Source organism: Mycobacterium sp. NGS41, from assembly GCF_059812725.1.
Map to the genome: position 1 here is coordinate 1 of NZ_JCALDF010000003.1, position 21,774 is coordinate 21,774.

At 67.8% G+C, this 21,774-nt stretch carries 24 protein-coding genes; 15 read left to right on the forward strand and 9 right to left on the reverse strand.

Translation table 11 applies throughout. The annotated features are described in order from the left end of the window. The 5 genes from AC5Y21_RS03805 to AC5Y21_RS03825 all read right to left on the reverse strand — a co-directional run. Positions 1-561, reverse strand: a 561-nt coding sequence (locus AC5Y21_RS03805; RefSeq protein WP_499909601.1) for a DUF222 domain-containing protein, incomplete at its 3' end; no start/stop codon positions are given. An 88-nt stretch (positions 562-649) separates the two neighbouring features. Then, positions 650-1,147, reverse strand: a complete 498-nt coding sequence (locus AC5Y21_RS03810; protein WP_499909603.1) for an NUDIX hydrolase — start codon at positions 1,145-1,147, stop codon at positions 650-652. A 69-nt stretch (positions 1,148-1,216) separates the two neighbouring features. Then, the gene (locus AC5Y21_RS03815; protein ID WP_499909605.1) at positions 1,217-3,088 is read right to left on the reverse strand and encodes a GMC family oxidoreductase; all 1,872 of its coding nucleotides are present in this window, start codon (positions 3,086-3,088) and stop codon (positions 1,217-1,219) included. After that, positions 3,085-3,426 carry a hypothetical protein gene (locus AC5Y21_RS03820; protein ID WP_499909607.1) on the reverse strand — a complete coding sequence of 114 codons (342 nt, stop codon included), beginning with the start codon at positions 3,424-3,426 and terminating at the stop codon, positions 3,085-3,087. The genes AC5Y21_RS03815 and AC5Y21_RS03820 overlap by 4 nt, the downstream gene beginning before the upstream one ends. After that, on the reverse strand, positions 3,423-4,373 hold the full coding sequence (locus tag AC5Y21_RS03825; protein WP_499909608.1) for a tocopherol cyclase family protein: 951 nt from the start codon (positions 4,371-4,373) through the stop codon (positions 3,423-3,425). The genes AC5Y21_RS03820 and AC5Y21_RS03825 overlap by 4 nt, the downstream gene beginning before the upstream one ends. A gap of 169 nt (positions 4,374-4,542) precedes the next feature. On the opposite strand from AC5Y21_RS03825, the gene AC5Y21_RS03830 reads away from it, so the two are divergent. Together AC5Y21_RS03830 and AC5Y21_RS03835 are read left to right on the forward strand one after the other, a co-directional pair. Beyond that, on the forward strand, positions 4,543-5,268 hold the full coding sequence (locus tag AC5Y21_RS03830) for a FadR/GntR family transcriptional regulator (RefSeq protein ID WP_499909610.1): 726 nt from the start codon (positions 4,543-4,545) through the stop codon (positions 5,266-5,268). A 55-nt stretch (positions 5,269-5,323) separates the two neighbouring features. Next, complete coding sequence (locus AC5Y21_RS03835; RefSeq protein WP_499909612.1) at positions 5,324-6,259, forward strand: phosphatase PAP2 family protein; 936 nt, start codon at positions 5,324-5,326, stop codon at positions 6,257-6,259. A gap of 18 nt (positions 6,260-6,277) precedes the next feature. Here the strand turns inward: AC5Y21_RS03835 and AC5Y21_RS03840 are convergent, their stop codons facing one another. Further along, complete coding sequence (locus AC5Y21_RS03840; protein ID WP_499909614.1) at positions 6,278-7,048, reverse strand: DUF3109 family protein; 771 nt, start codon at positions 7,046-7,048, stop codon at positions 6,278-6,280. A 106-nt stretch (positions 7,049-7,154) separates the two neighbouring features. On the opposite strand from AC5Y21_RS03840, the gene AC5Y21_RS03845 reads away from it, so the two are divergent. The 9 genes from AC5Y21_RS03845 (at position 7,155) to AC5Y21_RS03885 (ending at position 14,670) form a co-directional block, all read left to right on the forward strand. Continuing rightward, positions 7,155-8,174 carry a Ppx/GppA family phosphatase gene (locus tag AC5Y21_RS03845; RefSeq protein ID WP_499909616.1) on the forward strand — a complete coding sequence of 340 codons (1,020 nt, stop codon included), beginning with the start codon at positions 7,155-7,157 and terminating at the stop codon, positions 8,172-8,174. Then, complete coding sequence (locus AC5Y21_RS03850) at positions 8,171-9,124, forward strand: Rv0497 family membrane protein (protein WP_499909618.1); 954 nt, start codon at positions 8,171-8,173, stop codon at positions 9,122-9,124. The genes AC5Y21_RS03845 and AC5Y21_RS03850 overlap by 4 nt, the downstream gene beginning before the upstream one ends. A gap of 18 nt (positions 9,125-9,142) precedes the next feature. After that, positions 9,143-9,985, forward strand: coding sequence for a sugar phosphate isomerase/epimerase family protein (locus tag AC5Y21_RS03855; RefSeq protein WP_499909620.1), 843 nt, complete (start codon positions 9,143-9,145; stop codon positions 9,983-9,985). A 14-nt stretch (positions 9,986-9,999) separates the two neighbouring features. Next, positions 10,000-10,815, forward strand: coding sequence for a thioesterase family protein (locus AC5Y21_RS03860; RefSeq protein ID WP_499909622.1), 816 nt, complete (start codon positions 10,000-10,002; stop codon positions 10,813-10,815). Positions 10,816-10,861: 46 nt separating this feature from the next. Next, positions 10,862-11,731 (forward strand): pyrroline-5-carboxylate reductase, encoded by an 870-nt coding sequence (proC, locus tag AC5Y21_RS03865; protein ID WP_499909624.1) that lies wholly within the window; start codon positions 10,862-10,864, stop codon positions 11,729-11,731. Between the two features lie 139 nt (positions 11,732-11,870). Beyond that, on the forward strand, positions 11,871-12,122 hold the full coding sequence (locus tag AC5Y21_RS03870; protein WP_067239818.1) for a cell division/environmental response transcriptional regulator: 252 nt from the start codon (positions 11,871-11,873) through the stop codon (positions 12,120-12,122). Between the two features lie 179 nt (positions 12,123-12,301). Further along, entirely contained in the window at positions 12,302-12,403 is a 102-nt protein-coding gene (locus AC5Y21_RS03875; RefSeq protein WP_003402602.1) for a 30S ribosomal protein bS22, read from the forward strand. Between the two features lie 68 nt (positions 12,404-12,471). Next, on the forward strand, positions 12,472-13,587 hold the full coding sequence (locus AC5Y21_RS03880; RefSeq protein ID WP_499909626.1) for an SDR family oxidoreductase: 1,116 nt from the start codon (positions 12,472-12,474) through the stop codon (positions 13,585-13,587). Positions 13,588-13,593: 6 nt separating this feature from the next. Next, positions 13,594-14,670 carry a lysophospholipid acyltransferase family protein gene (locus tag AC5Y21_RS03885; RefSeq protein ID WP_499910152.1) on the forward strand — a complete coding sequence of 359 codons (1,077 nt, stop codon included), beginning with the start codon at positions 13,594-13,596 and terminating at the stop codon, positions 14,668-14,670. Between the two features lie 49 nt (positions 14,671-14,719). Here the strand turns inward: AC5Y21_RS03885 and AC5Y21_RS03890 are convergent, their stop codons facing one another. The 3 genes from AC5Y21_RS03890 to AC5Y21_RS03900 are packed head-to-tail and all read right to left on the reverse strand — an operon-like array spanning position 14,720 to position 17,117. After that, entirely contained in the window at positions 14,720-15,628 is a 909-nt protein-coding gene (locus tag AC5Y21_RS03890) for a cyclopropane mycolic acid synthase family methyltransferase (protein WP_499909628.1), read from the reverse strand. 10 nt (positions 15,629-15,638) lie between these two features. Beyond that, positions 15,639-16,151, reverse strand: a complete 513-nt coding sequence (locus tag AC5Y21_RS03895; RefSeq protein WP_499909630.1) for an FAS1-like dehydratase domain-containing protein — start codon at positions 16,149-16,151, stop codon at positions 15,639-15,641. Positions 16,152-16,205: 54 nt separating this feature from the next. Further along, complete coding sequence (locus AC5Y21_RS03900; RefSeq protein WP_499909631.1) at positions 16,206-17,117, reverse strand: HAD family hydrolase; 912 nt, start codon at positions 17,115-17,117, stop codon at positions 16,206-16,208. 157 nt (positions 17,118-17,274) lie between these two features. On the opposite strand from AC5Y21_RS03900, the gene AC5Y21_RS03905 reads away from it, so the two are divergent. The 4 genes from AC5Y21_RS03905 to AC5Y21_RS03920 all read left to right on the forward strand — a co-directional run bounded on the left by AC5Y21_RS03905 (position 17,275) and on the right by AC5Y21_RS03920 (position 21,751). After that, on the forward strand, positions 17,275-17,532 hold the full coding sequence (locus tag AC5Y21_RS03905; RefSeq protein WP_499909633.1) for a glutaredoxin family protein: 258 nt from the start codon (positions 17,275-17,277) through the stop codon (positions 17,530-17,532). 112 nt (positions 17,533-17,644) lie between these two features. Further along, positions 17,645-19,051, forward strand: a complete 1,407-nt coding sequence (locus tag AC5Y21_RS03910; protein ID WP_499909635.1) for a glutamyl-tRNA reductase — start codon at positions 17,645-17,647, stop codon at positions 19,049-19,051. A 13-nt stretch (positions 19,052-19,064) separates the two neighbouring features. After that, complete coding sequence (gene hemC, locus AC5Y21_RS03915) at positions 19,065-20,012, forward strand: hydroxymethylbilane synthase (RefSeq protein ID WP_499909637.1); 948 nt, start codon at positions 19,065-19,067, stop codon at positions 20,010-20,012. 44 nt (positions 20,013-20,056) lie between these two features. Next, positions 20,057-21,751: a bifunctional uroporphyrinogen-III C-methyltransferase/uroporphyrinogen-III synthase gene (locus AC5Y21_RS03920; RefSeq protein ID WP_499910154.1), complete on the forward strand. Its 1,695-nt coding sequence runs from the start codon at positions 20,057-20,059 to the stop codon at positions 21,749-21,751. Positions 21,752-21,774 lie beyond the last annotated feature (23 nt).

A 21,774-nucleotide genomic window follows, 5' to 3' on the forward strand; every position in this document is an offset into this window, starting at 1 on the left:
GGTGCGCCGGCGCACCGCATCGGCATCGACGCGGGCCACGATGGCATCGACCTTGCCCGACAGCCGGGCCTGGGTCATGGAGGGCCAGCGGGTCACATTGGCCGCGACCAGCTCATCGACGCGGGCCAAGATCTGGGGGTCGGTGATCAGGTCGGTGCGATACACGATGGTCTGAAACGCGCGGTAATCGATATCGCCGGCGATAAATACCGCCGCGGTCGCCGGCAGTTGCTCGCGCATGGCCCGCGCATAGCGGATCCGGCTGGCCGCCATGCCCTGGCTGATCCGCAACCCCGCGCCCACCTCGGCGGCCACCGCCTCCATCGTGTCGATCGCCCAGTCCTCGGTCTCCGCACTCTGGGAAAGCCGGTAGGCGAACAACTCCCCGATGGCCACCAACTGTGCCGCGGCGGCCCGGTTCTCCGCCCGTGACGCCGCCGCCACCCGCTGCACCCACGACCGAGATTCCGGGGTCGGTGTGCGCAGCCCGATCTCGTCCACGGCCTCATCGCCCTCGGCGACGCTAGAGGCTTGCGACCGGACAATCGCTCCTTCGAACATGTGTTCGAGTATACAAGACGCTACTGACACTGCGCGAAGCTTGACGTGAGGCACAACAAGGCCGACAGCGAAATCGACGAGCTGAGGGCTAGTTCGGCGGATCGGCCGGCAGCGAACCGTTCGCATCGAAAACGGTCCTGGCGTCGTCGCTCGCGCCCAACGCGATACGCCGACGCATGTCCGCTGTCATCGGGGGGAGCCTGTCGAGGTCGAACCACGCCGCCTCGGTGCTCTCGTCGTCGGCCGCAAACGGCTCCCCGGATAGCCACCGCATCCGGAAAACGTGATCCAGATACTGGGCGTGATCACCGTTGGCGTGCACAGTCGGGCGGGTCACGTGCACCCATGCGAGTCGGACAGCCTGCGCGGTGATCCCGGTTTCTTCGCTCACTTCGCGAACGGCACAATCCGCCGGATTCTCGCCAGGCTCGACGATCCCGGTGACGGCCGTCCACGCGCCGTTGTCCGAGCGCTTGACCAGCAGCACCCGTCGGTCGCGGACCGTGACGGCCGTAACGCCGGCTAACCACAGCGGCGCATTGCCGACCGCGCGTCGTAGCTCAACGATGAAATCCGGAACCGGCACTTACCGTTCCTAACACAGGCGCCGACTGTGCAACGTGCGACGCAGCACGCCGAGGCGGCGTCACTCAATTCACACTGACGCCGCGCCGACGATCTCATCCGCCACGCCCAGCGCCAGCGCCATGATCGACACCTGCGGGTTCACCGCCGGGCTGCTCGGCACGATCGACGCGTCGGCCACCCACACGCCGTCGACACCGCGCAGCCGCCCGCTCTCGTCGACCGGACAGAGCTGAGCGTCGGCGCCGGCGGCGGCGGTGCCCGTCGGATGGAAGGCGGCCAGGTGCAGGCTCCTCGGGTCGCTGCGGCCCAGCACATCCTGCAGCTCGGCCAGCGACGTCACCGTCTTGGCACCCGGCAGACCGGTGAGCACCTCCACCGCCCCGGCCGCAAAGAGCAGGCGGCCCATGGCCTGCAGCGCGACCATCAGCTTGGCGATGTCGGCCCGGGCGATGTTGTAGCGCATCACCGTTTCACCGCGTGCCGACAGCACCGAGCCGACGCCCTGGTCGGCGACCATCGCGCCGAACGTCGCGACGTGATGGGCTCGGTCCAGCCAGCCGAGCAGCTCGGCGCCGTAGCCGGGGAAGACCATCGACCCCATGCCCGGTGGCGTGGACGTCGCCTCGATCAGCACGCCGTCGGACTCGTGAAACTCGTGCACCGCGGCGCTTTGCAGCACACCGCGCCACGCGTAGACGTCCTCCTCGAAGCGTCCGGCGAGCATGGTCGCGGGATGCAGCGAAAGGTTACGGCCGAGCCGCGGATGCGCGCCAAGGCCACTGCGCCGCACCAAACCCGGCGTCTCAGTGGCGCCCGAAGCAATGACAACCTGGTCGGCGAGCACGTCGAGCGCGGTGCCGTCAGGCCGGCGGGCACGCACGCCGCGAGCGCGTCCGTGTTGGTGCAACACCCGTTCGACGCGCGCCTCGGAGACGATCTGGGCGCCGGCCGCGCAGGCCTGCGGCAGCGCGTTGAGGTGCACGCCGAACTTGGCGTTGTTGGGGCAGCCGATCGCGCACTGGCAGCAGCCGTCGCAACCCGGCGCATTGCGCGGAATGGGGGAGGCCTGCCACCCCAGCGTGTCGGCGGCGTCGAGCAGCAGGCGGCCGTTGCGGCCCATGATCTGCAGCGGCACCGGCGCGACCTGCAGCGTGCGCTCGACCTCGTCGAGTCGGTCGGCCAGCCGGTCGGGGTCGGCCAGGCCGAGGCCGAACTCGTCGCGCCAGCGTCGTTGCACGGCCAGCGGCGGCCGGAAGCAGGTGCCGGAATTGACGACGGTCGTGCCGCCCACGGCGCGGCCGATCGGCAACACCACCGATGGACGGCCCAGCGCGACGGTCGCTCCGGCTCCGCGGTACAGGCCGGCGTAGCGGTCGATCGGGTGGGCGGTCCGGAACTCCTCGACGGTCCAGCGCCGGCCCTCTTCGAGCACGACGACGCCGAAGCCGGCCCGGGCCAGGGTGCGGGCCACCATCGCGCCACCGGCGCCGGAGCCGACCACCACCACGTCGGCACGGATGACGGAGGCGCTGTCGGCCGATCTGGTGACGTTTAAGACCGCGTCGGGCCGGGCCGCATCGTGCTCGGCGGCACGCGACAGCAGTTCCGGCGCATAAATATCCGCGCCGTTAGCCAGCAGCACGATCACCTTCATCGCCTCGAGCGCCGCACCGGCATCGGGGTTCAGCGCGGCGAGGCGGCCCAGCACGCGTTCGCGTTCGGCGGGCCCGAGCCTCGACAGCGACCGGCCGGTGGTCAGGTAGCTTGCCGCCGCCAGCGACAGCAGACCGGCGTGTACCGCCCATCGCGAGAACGCCGGCATGCGGGTGAGGTAGCGGTCGAGACGCTGGACGAGTTCGGCGGGCGGCGGGCCTCCGAACTCCTGCGGTAGCAGAGCCGCGCCGAACGACGCGCTGGCCCGATCTGCCAGCCGGCTCACACCCGTTGCCCGAGCCTGCGCCCGAGCCCCCGCCCCAGCTTGATGAAGAACGGATACGTCGCGAAGATGCCGCCGGCAGCCGCGTGCAGCGGCCAGTCGGCCTTTTCCGTGTCGACGCCGAAAACGCCGCTGTTCCACATGAAGTCGCGTCCGTTCTGCGCGCGGAACGGCCGCCACAGGAACCCCAGCCCGGGCACGTTGTTGTACAGCCCGAACGATCCGGCGAAGAAGACGCCGAGGGTGGCGGCTTCGGCCACGTCGCGGCGGTCCTCGGGCAGGCCGCGCTCGATGAGCACTCCGGAAGCGAACAGCAGCGGCGGATCGAGCAGAAAACTCACGAAGGTGTCCTTTCGTTGACGACGGGCGCTTGAGCACCGCGCAGGCCCACTTCGGCGTGCCCGGTGCCCAGCACCGACCAATTCCGGTCGTCGATTTCGACGTGGATGTCGGCCTGCTCGGTGTTGGTGCACACCGCTTTGCCCCCGTCGGGGTCGGTGTATCCGAGGCTGACGCAGCGGTCGGGGGGCTGGTCGACGCGGATGAGCACGGTGCGGCCGCCGATGCGTCCCTCTAGCTGCCAGTGCTGCAGGCCGAGGGTCGTCCGCATCCGCAGCGACGGGAAAGTGCTTGCGGGCCAGTCTTTTCCGTCGATCCGGAAGCGAACGAACGCCATCGGCGCCAGCCTGCGCAGCCCCGGCTTGTGGGACACCGCGGTAACCGCCTCCAGGACGTCGCCGCCGCCGAGGTCGGCGTGGACCCAGCCCCAGCGCCTCGCGTTGCCGTGCCCGTAGATGTGGGCGACGTTGCCGCGCCAGCCGTCGACGCGGTGGGTGGTTTCGCCGACGGTGAGTGAGCCGCTGAAGTCGGCGGTGGGCGCGACGACCACCTGGGCGCCGGGCAGCAGCTCGCGCTCCCATGCCACGCGCGGGAACGTCCACAGCGGCGCGCCGGCGTCCTTCCAGGACAGCTCCCAGCTGATTGAGCCGGCGCGTCCGCTCAGCTGTTCGGCCGCCACCCGCGCGTCGGCGGCGTCGAACCATGCCGCACCGATCGCCGGCTGGACCGGCTCGGGCCCGAACCGCTCGGTGCACGGAGGGCCGTCGGCGGGAAACCAGGTCACCCAGCCGTGCGCGTAGGGAGCGCCGGACAGGGGAGCGACCGTCTCGCAGTGCACCCACAGTCCGGCGCGGGTCAGCGGATCCGACAGGGTGGCATACCAGACCTCCAGACGACCGGGCCGGCCGCGCCAGCGCGGCGCGGCGGCCGATCGCAATTCGTCGTCCATTTGCTGCCACCTTCGGAGTCGACTCTGCGTCCAGGGCGCCGAGCCTGCGCTCACGGCGCGCGAATCGCCCGATTCGTCGCCCTGAACGCAGAGTCGAACTGCCGCTACGGCCCCCGCGCGCGTGTCGGTTCAGCTGTACTGTCGCTCCCATACTATATTGGTTGAGCCAATGAACCAGTCAAGTCTTTTGCAGCCACCGGATCGGCAGCGGGTCGACGAGCAGATCGCTGCCTCGATCGCGGACGCCATCCTGGACGGGGCCTTTCCGCCGGGTTCGACGCTGCCGCCCGAGCGAGAGCTGGCCGAACAGCTCAACGTCAACCGCACCTCGCTGCGGCAGGGATTGGCCCGGTTGCAGCAGATGGGGCTGATCGAGGCCAAGCACGGCAGCGGCAACGTGGTCTGCAACCCCGAAGGCCTCACTCATCCCGCGGTGGTCGAGGCGCTGGTGCGCAAACTGGGGCCCGAGTTCCTCGTCGAGCTACTCGAGATCCGCGCCGCTCTGGGCCCGTTGATCGGCCGATTGGCGGCCGAACGCAGCCTGCCCGACGACGCCGACGCCTTACCCGCCGCGCTCGACGAAGTGCGGAAGGCCGACACCGCCGAGGCGCGGCAGGCCGCCGACCTGGCCTACTTCCGGGTGCTCATCCACAGCACCCGCAACCGCGCCCTGGGGTTGCTGTACCGATGGGTCGAGCACGCCTTCGGCGGCCGCGAACACCAGCTCACCGGGGCCTACAACGATCCCGAACCGGTGGTTGCCGATCTGCGGGCCATCACCGAGGCGGTGCTGGCCGGCGACGCGGCGGCAGCCGCCGCGACGGTTGAGGCATACCTGCGCGCCAGCGCGCTGCGCATGGTGCAGTCCTACAACCAGGCCGACCACCGCGATTAGCTGCCGGACGCAAACCGGCCCGCGCAAGTGAACTATTCCTGGTTGGATTCCTGACATGACGTGGCCAACCGGATCCGGTGCGGCAAGTTTCGGCCCAGTCAGCTTCGGCGTGGTGGTGTTGCTGATACTGCTGGTGGCCGCGGCGGTTTGGGTCGCTCGGCGTCCACACCTGGGGGAAACCCTGTGGGCCCGCGTGCGCGATGCTTCCTGGGTCCGTCGCGTGTGGGATGCGCCGGTGGTCCGCCGCGTGCGGGACTGGTCAACCGAACAGGTCGAAGCCAGGGAATGGTCGCGGGGATACCGAGGCGCAGGGCTTTTGCTGCTGGCCGAGCTGGCCGTGGTCGTGGCATTGGCCGACGGTTTCACCGAAGTTCTGGACGACGTGCTGGAGGGCGACGGCATCGCCGGGATTGACCGGCCGACCGCCGAGTGGCTGGGAACCCACCGTGACGCGTGGTTGACCACGGCACTGCTGATCGTCACGACGGCGAGTGGTCCGGTCGGGCTGGGTGTGCTGACCATCCTGATCAGCTCGGTGGTCGGGGCGCGGCGCAAATCCTGGTTGCCGGTAGTCCTGGCTCTGGTCGGCGCGATCGGGATCCTGGTCGTGGTACTTACGGCCAAAGTTCTGGTGGTCCGCGAACGCCCACCCATACCCTTCGCCGTGATCACCGCGAAGGGATTTTCCTTTCCCTCCGGCCACACCGCAGGCATGGCGGTAGTCGCGTTGCTGTCCGCCTGGATGCTGACCCGCTACCTCGTCACCCAATGGACTCAGCAGGTGGCGGTGTGGACCGTCGCGATCGGCCTGACTGGCGCAGTCGGGCTCTCGCGGATCTATCTCGGCGTGCACTACGTGAGCGATGTGGTGGGTGGCTTGTTCCTGGGCACCGCATGGGCAGCGGGCGTGGTGTCGGTCGGGCACTGGTGGGAAAGCTCGCGTCGAACCCGCACGAGCCAGACCGAATCCGATGACGAACGGGCCGGCTGAACGCGCCCAGGGAGCGCGCTACTCGGCGATGCGGGTCGCGGGGTGCACCGCGACGAGGCCTAACTTGCTGCGGCGCTTGCACATCGCCGCCAGCTCGGCGTACGCCTTTTCGCCGAGCAGCTCGGTGAGCTCGTCGGCCAGACTCTCCCAGACCTGCTTCTTGCCGATATGGGCGGCCGGATCGCCGGTGCAATACCAGTGCAGGTCAGCGCCGCCGGAGCCCCAGCCGCGGCGATCGTATTCGGTGACCGTGGTCTTGAGGATCTCGCTGCCGTCGGGCCGGGTGACCCACTCCTGGCTGCGCCGGATCGGCAACTGCCAGCAGACGTCGGGTTTCATCGTCAGTGGCGCCACGCCCAGCTTGAGAGCTTTGCTGTGCAGTGCGCAGCCGGCGCCGCCGCGAAACCCGGGCCGGTTGAGGAAAATGCACGCTTGCTTGTGCTTGCGGGTGCGGTACTGGGGTTCTCCATCGTGCTCGTCGAGTTCCAGGTATCCCTTGCGGCCCAAGCCTTTTTCGCGGAACTGCCAGTCGTCGTCGGTCAGCTTCTGCACCGCATCGTCCAGCCGCGCGCGGTCGTCGTCGTCGCACAGGAACGCGCCGTGTGAGCAACACCCGTCGTCCGGCCGGCGCGCCACGGTGCCCTGACAGGCGGGCGTGCCGAAGACACACGTCCAGCGCGACAGCAACCAGGTGAGGTCGGCCGCGATCAGGTGCTCGGGATTGTCCGGGTCGTAGAACTCCACCCACTCACGGGCGAAATCCAATTCAACCTCTTGTCCGGGAGCCACGGATTCAACGGTAGACCACGATTCACGCCCGCGAGGGTCCGCTAAACGCGCGGCGCGCAGACGGGCCGCTCAGCCACCCACGCCGTCATCCGACTAGGTTTATTCCGTGCGATTGGGCGTGCTCGACGTGGGTAGCAACACGGTGCATCTGCTGGTGGTAGATGCCCACCGCGGCGGACACCCGACGCCGATGAGTTCGACCAAGGCGACGCTGCGGCTCTCCGAGGCGACCGACAGCTCGGGCAAGATCACCAAGCGCGGGGCCGACAAGCTGGTCTCCACAATCGACGAGTTCGCCAAGATCGCGGTCAGCTCCGGGTGCTCGGAGCTGATGGCCTTTGCTACGTCGGCGGTACGAGACGCCGAGAACTCCGACGACGTGCTGGCCCGGGTGCGCAAAGAAGCCGGCGTCAAACTGCAGGTGCTGACCGGGGTGGACGAATCCCGGCTGACCTTCCTTGCGGTGCGCCGCTGGTACGGGTGGAGCGCCGGACGGATCATCAACCTCGACATCGGCGGCGGATCGCTGGAACTGTCCAGCGGCGTCGACGAGGAGCCAGAGGTCGCGATGTCGCTGCCCCTGGGCGCCGGCCGGCTGACCCGCGATTGGCTGCCCGACGATCCGCCCGGCCGGCGGCGGGTGGCGATGCTGCGTGACTGGCTGGACGCCGAGCTGGCCGAGGCCAGTGCGGCCGTCCTGGAAGCCGGTCCGCCCGACTTGGCCGTAGCAACCTCGAAGACGTTCCGCTCGTTGGCGCGGCTCACCGGGGCGGCGCCGTCGGCCGCCGGACCGCGGGTGAAGCGCACGCTGACCGCCAACGGCCTGCGGCAACTCATCGCGTTTATCTCTAGGATGGCGGCGGTTGACCGTGCCGAACTGGAGGGAGTGAGCGCCGAGCGGGCGCCGCAGATCGTGGCGGGCGCTCTGGTGGCGGAGGCGAGCATGCGTGCGCTGTCGATGGAAACGGTGGATATCTGCCCGTGGGCGCTGCGGGAAGGTCTGATCCTGCGCAAACTCGACAGCGAAGCCGACGGAACCGGCCTCGTGGAGACGTGGGTGCGGGATGCTGGAGGTCAGGTAGGTGATCGGAACGCGGCAAGCCGATCGAGAGGCGACAAACCATGACCGGACCAGAATCCGAGAACCCTGATTCCGAAATTCGGCCGATCTCGGTGGCCGAACTGCTGGCCAGGAACGGCACACTCGGCGCCCCGGCAGTCACCCGGCGGCGGCGACGTCGGCGCGGCGACAGCGACGCGGTATCGGTCGCCGAGCTGACCGGTGAGATTCCGATCATCGATGACGAGCACTCGGGAGTCGAGGTCTCCGAAGCAGCCACCGTTTCCGAAGAAGACGTTTCCGAAGACGGCGTGTACTGGTCCGAGCCCGAACCGCGCTGGCCCAAGTCGCCGCCGCAGACCAAGCGCAGCGGGCCGGAACGCAGCGCCTACCCGCGACCGCTGCCCCACGGCGACGAGGACGAGGAACCCGGGGACGACGCCGTGGTGCGGCGATCCGGCGCGGAGGGCATGAGCCCGGATCCGGTCGGGCATTACGGCGACATGTCGGTGGACGTGATGGACTCCGAGGTCAGCGACGTCGAACCGGCCGACGACGACTCCGCGTACGTGCGCTCCTACCTGCAGGCTCCGGAGGGGACGCTGTTCGGCGGCCAGACCCTGGCCGATGAGCTGGCTCGACGGCGTAGCGACGACGCTCACGAGGGCACAACAGACCAAGAATCGCTGACCACGGAGTTCGGCGATGAGTTCGAGGACGCCCACGAAACCCGGCGGTCGCACGGCAGACTCGCAGCGCTGGGACACGGCAGCCTCGTTGTCCTGCAGTCGATCCTGGCCGTGGCGTTCGGCGCCGGGCTGTTCATCGCCTTCGACCAGCTGTGGCGATGGAACAGCATCGTGACGCTGGTGCTGTCCGTGCTGGTCATCCTCGGGCTGGTGGTGGGCGTGCGGGTGGTTCGCAAGACCGAGGACATCGCCAGCACGTTGATCGCGGTTGCGGTCGGCGCGCTGATCACCTGGGGACCGCTGGTGCTCTCCCTGCAAACGGGCTAGGGGTCACCAGAAAAAACTGTGCGCCCAGCAATCAAAGTCGGCTTGTCGACGGCCTCGGTCTACCCATTAAGGGCCGAGGCCGCATTCGAGTATGCCGCCAGCCTCGGCTACGACGGGGTCGAGCTGATGGTGTGGAGCGAGTCGGTCAGCCAGGACATCGATGCCGTCGGCAAGCTGTCGCAGCGCTACCACATGCCGGTGCTTTCGGTGCACGCTCCCTGCCTGCTGATCTCGCAGCGGGTGTGGGGCTCCAACCCGATCAACAAGCTGGAACGCAGCGTGAAGGCCGCCGAGCAACTGGGCGCCCAAACCGTCGTCGTGCATCCGCCGTTCCGCTGGCAACGGCGCTACGCCGAGGGATTTCGCGAACAGGTCGCCGCCCTGGAAGCATCCGGCGATGTGATGGTGGCCGTGGAGAACATGTTCCCGTTCCGGGCGGACCGGTTTTTCGGTACCGACCAGACGCGGGAACGGATGCGCAGGCGTGGCGGCGGTCCGGGTCCGGCGATTTCGGCGTTCGCGCCGTCCTACGACCCGCTGGACGGCGACCACGCGCACTACACCCTGGACCTGTCGCATACCTCGACCGCGGGCAGCGACGCGCTGGAGATGGCCCGCCGGATGGGCCCGGGGCTGGTGCACCTGCACTTGTGCGACGGCAGCGGCCTGCCTGCCGACGAGCATCTGGTGCCCGGGCGCGGCACCCAACCCACCTACGAGGTGTGCCAGATGCTGGCCGCCGGCGACTTCGCCGGCCATGTCGTGCTCGAGGTGTCGACCTCGAGCGCGCGTTCGGCCAATGAGCGCGAAGACATGCTGGCCGAGTCCCTGCAGTTCGCCCGCACCCACCTGCTGCGTTGACAACCCGGGAGACCATGAACGCGTTATTCACCACCGCAATGACGCTGCGGGAGGTCGGCCCGGGCCTGTTCGAGGCCGAGCTGAACAAGCATTGGACCATCGGGCCGAAGGTGCACGGAGGTGCGATGGTGGCGCTGTGCGCCAACGCCGCCCGCACCGCCCACGGCGGAGACGGGCAACCGGTCGCCGTGTCGGCCAACTTCTTGTGGGCGCCCGATCCGGGGCCGATGGAGTTGGTCACCTCGATCCGCAAGCGTGGCCGGCGGATCAGCGTGGTCGACGTCGAGCTGACCCAGGGCGACCGCACGGCGGTGCACGCCGTGGTGACCCTGGGCGAGCCGGAGCATCTGCGTGCGCCGTTGTTGTCGGCCAACCCGGTGGTGGATCTGATGGCACCCGAACCGCCCGCGGACGTCGCCCCGATCGGGCCGGGCCACCCGCTGGCCGGGCTGGTGCACCTGGGTGAGGGCTGCGACGTCCGGCCGCTGCTGACGACGCTGGAGCCGGTCCCGGACGGTCCGGCGGGACGGCCGCCGGTGATCCAGATGTGGGCGCGTCCTCGTGACGTCGCCCCGGACGCCCTGTTCGCGCTCATGTGCGGCGATCTGTCGGCGCCGGTCACTTTCGCGGTGGACCGCACCGGCTGGGCACCCACGGTTCAGCTCACCGCCTTTCTTCGGTGCCTGCCGTCCGATGGCTGGCTGCGAATCATCGCCACCTGCGTAGAGATCGGCCAGGACTGGTTCGACGAGGACCACATCGTCGTCGACCACACGGGCCGCCTGGTGGTGCAAGCACGCCAGCTGGCGATGGTGCCCCCGGCACGGTAAAGCCCGGTCGCACGGCTGGACCCGGCTGTCTGGGATGCTTTCCGGCATGGCAAGAATCGCGATCATCGGTGGCGGCAACATCGGCGAGGCACTGCTGTCGGGCCTGCTGCGAGCGGGGCGACAGGTCAAAGACCTGGTGGTGGCCGAGCGGATGCCCGATCGCGCCAAATACTTGGCGGACACCTATTCGGTGCTGGTGACGTCGGTGACCGAGGCGGTCGAGAACGCGACGTTCGTCGTCGTCTCGGTGAAGCCGGCCGACGTCGAGGCGGTGCTGGGCGACGTGGCCCGCGCCGCAGCCGAGAACGACGGCGTCGAGCAGGTGTTCGTCACCGTGGCGGCCGGCATCTCGATTTCGTACTTCGAATCCAAGCTGCCGGCCGGGACACCGGTGGTCCGGGCCATGCCCAACGCGGCCGCATTGGTGGCCGCCGGGGTAACCGCGCTGGCCAAGGGCCGCTTCGTCACGTCTGAGCAGCTCGAGGAGGTATCCGCGCTGTTCGACGCCGTCGGCGGCGTGCTGACCGTGCCCGAGGCGCAGCTGGACGCCGTGACCGCGGTTTCCGGGTCAGGTCCCGCGTATTTCTTCTTGCTGGTCGAGGCCCTGGTAGACGCCGGAGTCGCGGCGGGCCTGGGCCGTCAGGTAGCCGCCGACCTGACCGCCCAGACGATGGCGGGATCGGCGGCGATGCTGCTGGAGCGGATGGATCAGGACCGGCGGAAGGCCGACGGCGAGCCGCTGGGAATGCAGACGGACACCACGGCGGCGCAACTGCGGGCGACGGTTACCTCGCCCGGCGGAACCACCGCCGCTGCGCTGCGGGAACTCGAACGCCTCGGTTTGCGGGCGGCTGTCGACGCCGCCGTTCAGGCCGCCAAAACACGGTCTGAGCAGCTAAGAATTACATCGGAATAATTCAACAATTTTCAATTGATTATCCCCCACCAGTACCAGTAACCCCACTAGTCCCGCTATTCTCCTCTGTGTAAGCACGTGTTGGTGCCAGCGGAGGGGAAGCCGCTGGGATGCGCGTGCCTGACACGATTGGGTTGCGATGACGTCTACGAACGGGCCATCGGCTGGCGGGAAATCGGCGCGGGACACCGGTTCCGTCGACGGTCAGCAGGCCAGGACGCAATTTCTCACCGTGGCCGAGGTGGCGGCGCTGATGCGGGTCTCCAAGATGACGGTGTACCGGTTGGTGCACAACGGCGAGCTGCCCGCGGTTCGGGTCGGGCGGTCGTTCCGGGTGCACGCCAAGGCCGTCCACGACATGCTGGAGACGTCGTACTTTGACGCTGGATAGACGCTGGCTAGCCCACGGTTAGCCTGCGCGCGCTGACCGCGTGATCTCAAGACGCCGAGCGGCGCCGGCTGCGGCACCGCGCGTCGCGAACTGGCTGCCGGTTTGGTGTTCCGCGCGACCCGCCGGGTAAAGTGACCGGGTAATTCTTTCAGACGGTCACGGGTCAGATAGCGGAGTTCATGGGTTCAGTAATCAAGAAGCGGCGCAAGCGCATGTCGAAGAAAAAGCACCGCAAGCTGCTGCGTCGCACCCGGGTGCAGCGTAGAAAACTCGGCAAATAGGCCCAAACCCGCGCGGACCGTCATCCGACCGTAACGCCGCTGTTTCTCGCGGCGGCTAGGCTGTTCGGGTGGATTCGTCGAACGGGGACGGTGGCGGCGCCAACGACACCGTGCACTACCCCAAAGTCGTACTGGTTACCGGCGCGTGCCGGTTTCTGGGTGGCTACCTGACCGCCCGGCTCGCGCAGAATCCTCTGATCAACGGTGTCATCGCGGTGGACGCGATCGCGCCGAGCAAAGACATGCTGCGCCGCATGGGCCGGGCCGAGTTCGTTCGCGCCGACATTCGTAATCCATTTATCGCCAAGGTGATTAGAAACGGCGACGTCGACACCGTGGTGCACGCGGCCGCGGCGTCGTACGCGCCGCGCTCCGGCGGCAGCGCTGCCCTCAAGGAACTCAACGTGATGGGCGCAATGCAGCTGTTCGCAGCCTGTCAGAAAGCGCCCTCGGTACGCCGTGTCGTGCTGAAGTCGACCTCTGAGGTTTACGGGTCGAGCACAAAGGATCCGGTGATGTTCACCGAGAACAGCACCAGCCGTCGCCCCTTCCGCGAGGGTTTTGCCAAGGACAGCCTCGATATCGAGGGTTATGTGCGCGGCCTCGGCCGGCGCCGGCCCGATATAGCGGTGACAATTCTGCGGCTGGCCAACATGATTGGCCCCGCGATGGACACCACATTGTCGCGGTATCTGGCCGGCCCACTGGTCCCGACCATGTTCGGCCGCGATGCGCGATTGCAGTTACTGCACGAGCAGGATGCGTTGGGCGCGCTGGAGCGCGCGGCGATGGCGGGCAAGGCCGGCACGTTCAACATCGGGGCCGACGGGGTCATCATGCTGTCGCAGGCGATCCGGCGAGCCGGCCGAATTCCGTTGCCAGTACCGGGATTCGGCGTCTGGGTTCTCGATTCGCTAAGGCGTGCTAATCGTTACACGGAGATCAATCGCGAGCAGTTCGACTACCTGAGCTACGGCAGGGTGATGGACACCACCAGGATGCGTGCCGAGCTCGGATATCAGCCAAAATGGACGACGGCCGAGGCTTTCGACGATTATATTCGCGGCCGCAGCTTGACTCCCATAATCGACCCTGATCGGGTACGCTCTTTGGAGGGTCGTGCCATCGCGTTGGCGCAGCGCTGGGCCAGCCGAAATCCAATTCCATGGGTCGACGTCAAATAGATTTGGATAGATAACGTGGCGGGTGAGACCAGAGCGAATGTCATTCCACTGCATAGCAATCGAGGTCGGGTAGCGGCGCGCAGACGAGCGGATCAGCGGGCCGAGGCGTCCCGTGCGCATCCCTCGTTGCTGGCCGATCCGCGCGGTCGGGCATCGGCCGAGCAACTCGCCGCGGTGGTCCGCGAAATCGACGAGCACCGGCGAACCGCCGGAACTTCGCAAACCGGTGAAGCTCCGCTGAACGAGGCCGCTCAGCGCGTCGCGGCGGTCGCCGGCTTCTTCCGCCAGCGGATCACCGGCGAGTACACCGTCGACGAATTCGGGTTCGACCCGCACTTCAACGACGCGATCGTTCGGCCCTTGCTGAGGTTCTTCTTCAAGTCGTGGTTCCGGGTGGAAGTCAGCGGCGTCGAGAACCTACCCGCTGAGGGCGCAGCGCTGGTGGTGGCAAATCACGCCGGGGTACTGCCGTTCGACGGGTTGATGCTGTCGGTGGCGGTTCACGACGAGCATCCAGCGCATCGGGACCTGCGGCTGCTGGCCGCCGACATGGTGTTCGACCTACCGGTGATCGGCGAGACCGCCCGGAAAGCGGGCCACACCATGGCCTGCACCACCGACGCGCACCGGTTACTCGCGTCCGGCGAGCTCACCGCTGTATTCCCGGAGGGCTACAAGGGGCTGGGCAAGCGCTTCGAGGACCGCTACCGGTTGCAGCGGTTCGGTCGCGGCGGCTTCGTGTCCGCGGCGCTGCGAACCAAGGCGCCGATCGTGCCCTGCTCGATCATCGGCTCGGAGGAGATCTACCCGATGCTGGCCGATGTCAAGCTGCTGGCGCGGCTGTTCGGCCTGCCGTATTTCCCGGTGACGCCGCTGTTCCCATTGGCCGGCCCGGCCGGCCTGGTGCCGTTGCCGTCGAAATGGCGCATCGCATTCGGTGAGCCGATCCACACCGCCGACTATGCGGCCACCGACGCCGACGACCCGATGGTCACTTTCGAGCTGACCGACCAGGTGCGCGAGACGATCCAGCAGACGCTGTACCGGCTGCTGGCCGGCCGCCGCAACATCTTCTTCGGCTGAGCAACAAACGCCCCGCAGCCGTTGGGCAGCGGGGCCGTTTGCGTGATAGTTACTTGACCAGGGTGAACTGGCAGACGTTGGTGTAGCCGTCGCGGAACAGATCAGAGCAGCCGCGCAGGTAGCGCATGAAGATGTCGTACATCTCCTGGCCCTTCAACGCGATGGCCTCGTCCTTGTGCGCTTCCAGACTGTCGGCCCAAGTATTCAAGGTTTGGACGTAGTTCTTCCCGATGAAGTGGTGGCGCTCAATTTTGAAACCCGCCTCGGTCGAGTAGCGGTCGACCTGCTCGACCTGGGGCAACTTCCCGCCAGGGTAGATCTCCTTCAAGATAAAGCTGATGAAGCGCAGCAGGCTCATCGTTGTCTTGAGGCCCATCGCCTTACCCTCTTCGGCGGTGGGCACCACGATCGAGTGCAGCAACATCCGGCCGTCGTCGGGCAGCAGACTGTAGTACTTCTTGAAGAAGGTCGCGTAGCGCTCGTACCCGGCGTCACCCGCTCCGTCGGCGAAGTGCTCGAAAGCCCCGAGTGACACGATGCGGTCCACCGGCTCGTCGAACAGCTCCCAGCCCTGCAGGCGAACCTCTTTTCGCCGAGGGCTGTCCATCTCAGCAAACTTTTCCTCGCAGTGCGCCAACTGGTTCTCGCTCAGCGTCAGGCCGATGACGTTGACGTCGTAGTGCTCGACGGCGTGGCGCATGGTCGAACCCCAGCCACTGCCGATGTCGAGCAGTGTCATGCCGGGCTCGAGATTGAGCTTGTCCAGCGCGAGCTTGCGCTTGGCGAACTGAGCCTCTTCAAGCGTCATATTGGGACGTTCTTCGAAGTAGGCGCAGCTGTAAGTCATCGACGGGTCGAGCCATAACTTGAAGAATTCGTTCGATCGGTCGTAATGGGACTGGACATCCTCTACCGGTGGCTTTAGTTGTGTGCCACCCGTCTCTCCCTGTGACGTCATTGATTCGGACCTACTTTCCAGCTGATATTGATGCAATTGCGGCGACGGTTTCTTCAGCGCGCGCGTCTTGGTGTGCGGCTTCCCCTAGCATCGTGACGACGCTGGTGACCACCGGTTTCCCATTGACATCTGTGACTTCGCTGCGAATTTCCGCGAGCACGGTGCCGTGGGATTCGATCACCGAGTCTAGGTAGGTGTCGAAGTACAATTTGTCCTGGGCCAGGATCGGCCGGTGAAACTTGAATTTCTGGTCACGGTGGATGACCCGGGCGATATTGATCGGAACGCTGAACTTGGTGAAGATCTCCAACTGTACGCGCCGCCCGGCTACCGCCAGGAACGTCAGCGGGGCTACTAGTTCCGGGTAGCCAGCCTCGGCTGCGTCGGTCTCGGTGAAGTGCGCTGGGTGGTCGTCCTTCACCGCAACCGCGAACTCCCGAATCTTTTCGCGTCCCACCTCGAAGTGGTCCGGTGCCCGGTAATGACTGCCGATGATTCCTTCGGTGCCCTCGGGAAGTGTCATACCGCTGCCGTTCTCCGCTCAAATCTCGAAATTGGTGCTCAGCGGCGCAGCTTATCAGTGCGATTGCCGTCTTGACGCCAATGCCGCCAGCGCGCCCCCGGCCGCACCCAGCGCCAGGGCCGACGGCACACCTATCTTGGCGGCCTTGCGCGCGGTCCGAAAATCGCGGACCTCCCAGCCGCGTTCGCGGGCGAGGCCGCGCAGGCGGGTGTCGGGGTTGATGGCGACGGCGGTCCCCACCAGCGACAGCATCGGCACGTCGTTGTAGCTGTCGGAGTAGGCGGTGCACCGTTTCAGGTTGAGCCCTTCGCGGATGGCCAGCGAGCGCACCGCGTGGGCCTTTCCGGTGCCGTGCAAAAGATCGCCGACCAACCTGCCGGTGAACACCCCGTCGATCGACTCGGCGACGGTGCCCAGCGCGCCGGTCAGGCCAAGCCGGCGCGCGATCGTCACTGCCAGCTCGTATGGCGTGGCGGTGATCAGCCACACCTGCTGGCCCGCATCGAGGTGCATCTGTGTGAGTTCCCGGGTACCGGGCCAGATCTTGTCGGCGATGATCTCGTCGTAGATCTCCTCGCCCAGCGCCACCAGCTCGGCGACCGGTCGGCCCTCGATAAAGGTGAGCGCCTTGCGGCGCCCGGCGGAGACGTCGCCGCTCAACTCCTTGCCGAGCACCTGGTACTTCGCCTGTGCGTAGACGAAGCCGAGCACATCGTTGTAGGTGAAGTACTTGCGAGCGGCCAGCCCGCGGGCGAAGTGCACCAGCGACGAGCCCTGCACCAAAGTGTTGTCCACATCGAAGAATGCGGCGGCGGTCAGGTCGATTGGCGGCTGCGGGCGAGTCTCCTCCGGAGCGGTCTCCAGATCGCGCAGCGCACGTTCGGCGCTTGCGTTGTTGGCCAGCGACCCCAGATCAACGCCTGGGTCTGCGCTGTCCGAATGAGAGCCCGAATTAGAGGAAGCCATCGCCAAACCTCCTAATCGCGTGCCCGCCAAGTGGCCGCCGTGGTGATCGATATCAACCCTATCCGGCATTGCCGAACCTGACGGCACAGTCACGTTCGGAACCGACTGTGACGCCAGTGTCACGGTCGGCGTCGCGCAGGCTGCCAAACTGGTAGCCGTGAACCGGCCGCAAGTGGAGCTGCTGACTCGCGACGGGTGCGCGATCTGCGCGCGCGTGCACACCCGGTTGCGCGAGCTGGCCGCCGAGCTGGACTTCGGGGTGTCGGTCATCGACGTGGACGCCGTCGCGTCGGCGGGCAATCCCGGCCTGCGGGCCGAGTTCGGCGACCGGCTGCCGGTGATACTGCTGGACGGCCGTGAGCACAGCTACTGGGAGATCGACGAGGCCCGGCTACGGGGCGATCTCGCCCGATGATCGTGCCGTGAGTGGACATGGTCCGACATTTGGTAGCCCACGCGGTGAACCATTACCGTAGACATCAGTTCAGTACTGGAGGAAGCAAAGGGGCTGGCCAGGTGATGCTGCCGTGAGCATCTTGCTTTTCGGGGTTTCGCACCGCAGTGCGCCGGTCTCCGTCCTGGAACAACTCAGCATCGACGAATCCGATCAGGTCAAGATCGTCGACCGGGTGCTGCAGTCCCCGCTGGTCACCGAGGCAATGGTGTTGTCGACGTGCAACCGGGTCGAGGTATATGCCGTGGTGGAGGCCTTCCACGCCGGGCTGTCGGTGATCGGGCAGGTGCTGTCCGATCACTCCGGCATGTCGATGGGTGACCTCACCAAATACGCCTACGTCCGCTATAGCGAAGCCGCCGTCGAGCATCTGTTCGCCGTATCCAGTGGCCTGGACTCGGCGGTGGTTGGCGAGCAGCAGGTCCTTGGCCAGGTGCGCCGCGCCTACGCCGCGGCCGAGGCCAACCGGACCGTCGGCCGGGTACTGCACGAGCTGGCCCAGCGGGCGCTTTCGGTGGGGAAGCGGGTGCACTCCGAAACCGCCATCGACGCCGCCGGCGCGTCGGTGGTGTCGGTGGCCCTCGGTATGGCCGAGCGCCAGCTGGGCGGGCTGGGCGGCAAGACCGCCGTCGTGATCGGCGCCGGGGCGATGGGCGCGCTGTCGGCGGCACACCTGACCCGGGCCGGCATCGGGCGCATCCAGGTGCTCAACCGGTCGCAGTCCCGGGCGCAGCGGCTGGTCCGCAAGATTCGCGAGGCGGGCGCGCCGGCCGATGCGCTGACTCTCGACCGCCTGCCCGACGCGCTGGCCGGCGCCGACGTCGTGGTCAGCTGTACCGGCGCGGTGAGCCCCGTGGTTTCGCTGGCCGATGTGCATCACGCGCTGGCCGCCGCGCACCGCAGCGAACTCGAAGAAACGGCCCATCCGCTGGTGATCTGCGACTTGGGCATGCCGCGCGATGTCGACCCGGCGGCGGCCGGACTGCCCGGCGTCTGGGTCGTCGATGTGGACCGTGTGCAACATGAACCGTCGGCCCATGCCGCGGCCGCCGATGTCGACGCCGCCCGTCACATCGTGGCTGCCGAGGTCGCGGCCTACCTGGCGGGTCAGCGGATGGCCGAGGTCACCCCCACGGTTACAGCGCTGCGACAGCGGGCCGCCGACGTGGTCGAGGCGGAGTTGTTGCGCCTGGACAACCGCCTGCCCGGGCTGGAAAGCGCCGAGCGCGAAGAGGTGGCCCGCACGGTGCGCCGCGTGGTGGACAAACTGCTGCACGCACCCACGGTGCGGATCAAGCAGCTCGCCAGTGCTCCTGGCGGCGACAGCTATGCCGAGGCGCTGCGCGAGCTTTTCGAACTGGATCAGACGGCTGTCGACGCCGTGGCCACCGCTGGCGAATTACCAGTTGTATCAAGCGGATTCGACGTAGGCACCCACCCGCGCGGGATTCCGGGCAGTCCGAAGAAGTCCGCCGAGTAACCGATTGGCGCACGTGATCCGGATAGGCACCCGGGGCAGCCTGCTGGCCACTACCCAGGCCGCCGTTGTCAGGGACGCATTGATCGCCAACGGCCACCCCGCCGAGTTGGTGACCATCACCACCGCGGGCGACCGCTCGTCGGCTCCGATCGAAAACCTCGGCGTGGGTGTCTTCACCACCGCGTTGCGTGAGGCCATGCAGGAGGGCCGGGTGGACGCGGCGGTGCACTCGCACAAGGATTTGCCGACCGCGGAGGATCCGAGGTTCACGATCGCCGCGATACCGCCGCGCAACGACCCACGCGACGCGCTGGTAGCCCGCGACGGGCTGACCCTGGGGGAGTTGCCGGTAGGTTCGCTGGTGGGGACCTCATCCCCCCGGCGGGCCGCGCAGCTTAGAGCATTGGGTCTCGGTTTGGAAATCCGCCCCCTAAGAGGCAACCTAGATACCAGGTTGAACAGGGTAAGCAGTGGTGATCTTGACGCCATCGTGGTAGCCCGGGCCGGGCTCGCCCGGCTGGGTCGCCTCGGTGATGTCACCGAGACGCTGGAGCCGGTGCAAATGCTGCCGGCACCGGCCCAAGGCGCGCTCGCGGTCGAGTGCCGCGCCGGTGATCTCGGGCTGGCGGCAGTGCTGGCGGAGTTGGACGACGCCGATACGCGCGCGGCGGTCACCGCGGAGCGTGCCTTGCTCGCCGAACTGGAGGCGGGTTGCTCCGCACCGGTGGGCGCGATCGCCGAAGTGGTCGAGTCCATCGATGAGGACGGCCGCGTCTTCGACGAGCTGTCGCTGCGCGGCTGCGTAGCGGCGCTGGACGGATCCGACGTGATCCGCGCGTCCGGCATCGGCAGTACCGGTCGGGCACGGGAGCTGGGGCTCTCGGTCGCCGCGGAGCTGTTCGAACTGGGTGCGCGGGAGCTGATGGATCAAGCGCGGCAAGACCCCGCGCGAGGAAGTTAAAGACTTTACAAAGACGACAGAAAGACGACGTGGGAGCGACAATGATGACGCGAGGGCGTAAGCCGAGACCGGGCCGCATCACGTTCGTGGGCTCTGGTCCGGGCGACCCAGGCCTGCTGACCACGCGGGCCGCCACGGTGCTGGCGAATGCCGCCCTGGTGTTCACCGACCCCGACGTGCCCGAGGCGGTCCTCGCGCTGATCGGCAAGGACCTACCGCCCGTGTCAGGTCCGGCGCCCGCCGACCCGCCGCCTGCCGACAGCGCCGCTGAAAAGCACTCCGCGGCCGAGAAGGCCGCGTCAGCCTCGCCGGCCCCCGTGCCCGGCGCCCCGGACATCCGTCCGGCGCTGGGTGATCCCGCCGAAGTCGCCAAGACGTTGACCGCCGAGGCCCGTACCGGCGCCGACGTGGTGCGGCTGGTGGCGGGTGACCCGCTGTCGGTGGATGCGGTCATCACCGAGGTGAACGCCGTCGCGCGCACCCACCTGCACATCGAGATCATCCCCGGCCTGGCCGCCACCAGCGCGGTCCCGACCTACGCGGGGCTGCCGCTGGGGTCCTCGCACACCGTTGCCGACGTGCGCGACCCACATGTGGATTGGGACGCTTTGGCCGCCGCACCCGGGCCGCTGATCCTGCAGGCCACCGCGTCGCATCTGGCCGACGCCGCCCGCACCCTGATCGAGCACGAGCTGGCCGAGACCACTCCCTGCGTGGTGACCGCGCACGGCACCACCTGCCAGCAAAGGTCGGTCGAGACCACACTGCTGGGATTGACCGACCCGGCCGTGCTGAGCGGCAGCGACACCGGGCCGGCCCAGGCAACCGGCGCGGATCCGCAGAGCGGGCCGCTGGTGGTGACCATCGGCAAGACGGTGGCCAGCCGGGCGAAGATGAACTGGTGGGAGAGCCGCGCACTGTACGGCTGGACCGTGCTGGTGCCGCGCACCAAGGACCAGGCCGGCGAGATGAGCGAGCGGCTGACGTCGTACGGCGCGCTGCCCATCGAGGTGCCGACCATCGCCGTCGAGCCCCCGCGCAGTCCCGCTCAGATGGAGCGCGCCGTCAAGGGCCTGGTCGACGGCCGTTTCCAATGGGTGGTGTTCACCTCCACCAACGCCGTGCGCGCGGTGTGGGAGAAGTTCGGCGAGTTCGGTCTGGACGCCCGCGCGTTCTCCGGGGTGAAGATCGCCTGTGTCGGCGAGTCGACGGCCGACCGGGTCCGGGCCTTCGGGATCAGTCCCGAGCTGGTGCCGGCCGGGGAGCAGTCCTCGATTGGCCTGCTCGACGAATTTCCGCCCTATGACAGCGTTTTCGACCCGGTGAACCGGGTGTTGCTGCCGCGCGCCGACATCGCCACCGAGACGCTGGCCGAGGGTCTGCGCGAGCGTGGCTGGGAGATCGAGGACGTCACCGCCTACCGGACGGTGCGCGCCGCGCCGCCGCCGGCGACCACCCGCGAAATGATCAAGACGGGCGGCTTCGACGCGGTGTGCTTCACGTCGAGCTCGACGGTGCGCAACCTGGTCGGCATCGCGGGCAAGCCGCACGCACGCACCATCATCGCCTGCATCGGCCCCAAGACCGCCGAGACGGCAGCCGAGTTCGGCCTGCGGGTGGACGTCCAGCCCGACACCGCCGCGGTGGGTCCGCTGGTCGACGCGCTGGCCGAACACGCAGCTCGGTTGCGCGCCGAGGGCGCGCTGCCACCGCCACGCAAGAAGAGCCGCAGGCGCTAAATGGCCAACCCGCGGCTGGCGAG

Bases quoted from the DNA above. Each gene is read 5' to 3' on its own strand.
- AC5Y21_RS03830 (WP_499909610.1), top strand. From the start codon at position 4,543: ATGAACCAGTCAAGTCTTTTGCAGCCACCGGATCGGCAGCGGGTCGAC.
- AC5Y21_RS03850 (WP_499909618.1), top strand. From the start codon at position 8,171: ATGACCGGACCAGAATCCGAGAACCCTGATTCCGAAATTCGGCCGATC.
- AC5Y21_RS03860 (WP_499909622.1), top strand. From the start codon at position 10,000: ATGAACGCGTTATTCACCACCGCAATGACGCTGCGGGAGGTCGGCCCG.
- proC (WP_499909624.1), top strand. From the start codon at position 10,862: ATGGCAAGAATCGCGATCATCGGTGGCGGCAACATCGGCGAGGCACTG.
- AC5Y21_RS03890 (WP_499909628.1), bottom strand. From the start codon at position 15,628: ATGACGTCACAGGGAGAGACGGGTGGCACACAACTAAAGCCACCGGTA.
- AC5Y21_RS03835 (WP_499909612.1), top strand. From the start codon at position 5,324: ATGACGTGGCCAACCGGATCCGGTGCGGCAAGTTTCGGCCCAGTCAGC.
- AC5Y21_RS03895 (WP_499909630.1), bottom strand. From the start codon at position 16,151: ATGACACTTCCCGAGGGCACCGAAGGAATCATCGGCAGTCATTACCGG.
- AC5Y21_RS03900 (WP_499909631.1), bottom strand. From the start codon at position 17,117: ATGGCTTCCTCTAATTCGGGCTCTCATTCGGACAGCGCAGACCCAGGC.
- AC5Y21_RS03875 (WP_003402602.1), top strand. From the start codon at position 12,302: ATGGGTTCAGTAATCAAGAAGCGGCGCAAGCGCATGTCGAAGAAAAAG.
- AC5Y21_RS03825 (WP_499909608.1), bottom strand. From the start codon at position 4,373: ATGGACGACGAATTGCGATCGGCCGCCGCGCCGCGCTGGCGCGGCCGG.
- AC5Y21_RS03870 (WP_067239818.1), top strand. From the start codon at position 11,871: ATGACGTCTACGAACGGGCCATCGGCTGGCGGGAAATCGGCGCGGGAC.
- AC5Y21_RS03920 (WP_499910154.1), top strand. From the start codon at position 20,057: ATGACGCGAGGGCGTAAGCCGAGACCGGGCCGCATCACGTTCGTGGGC.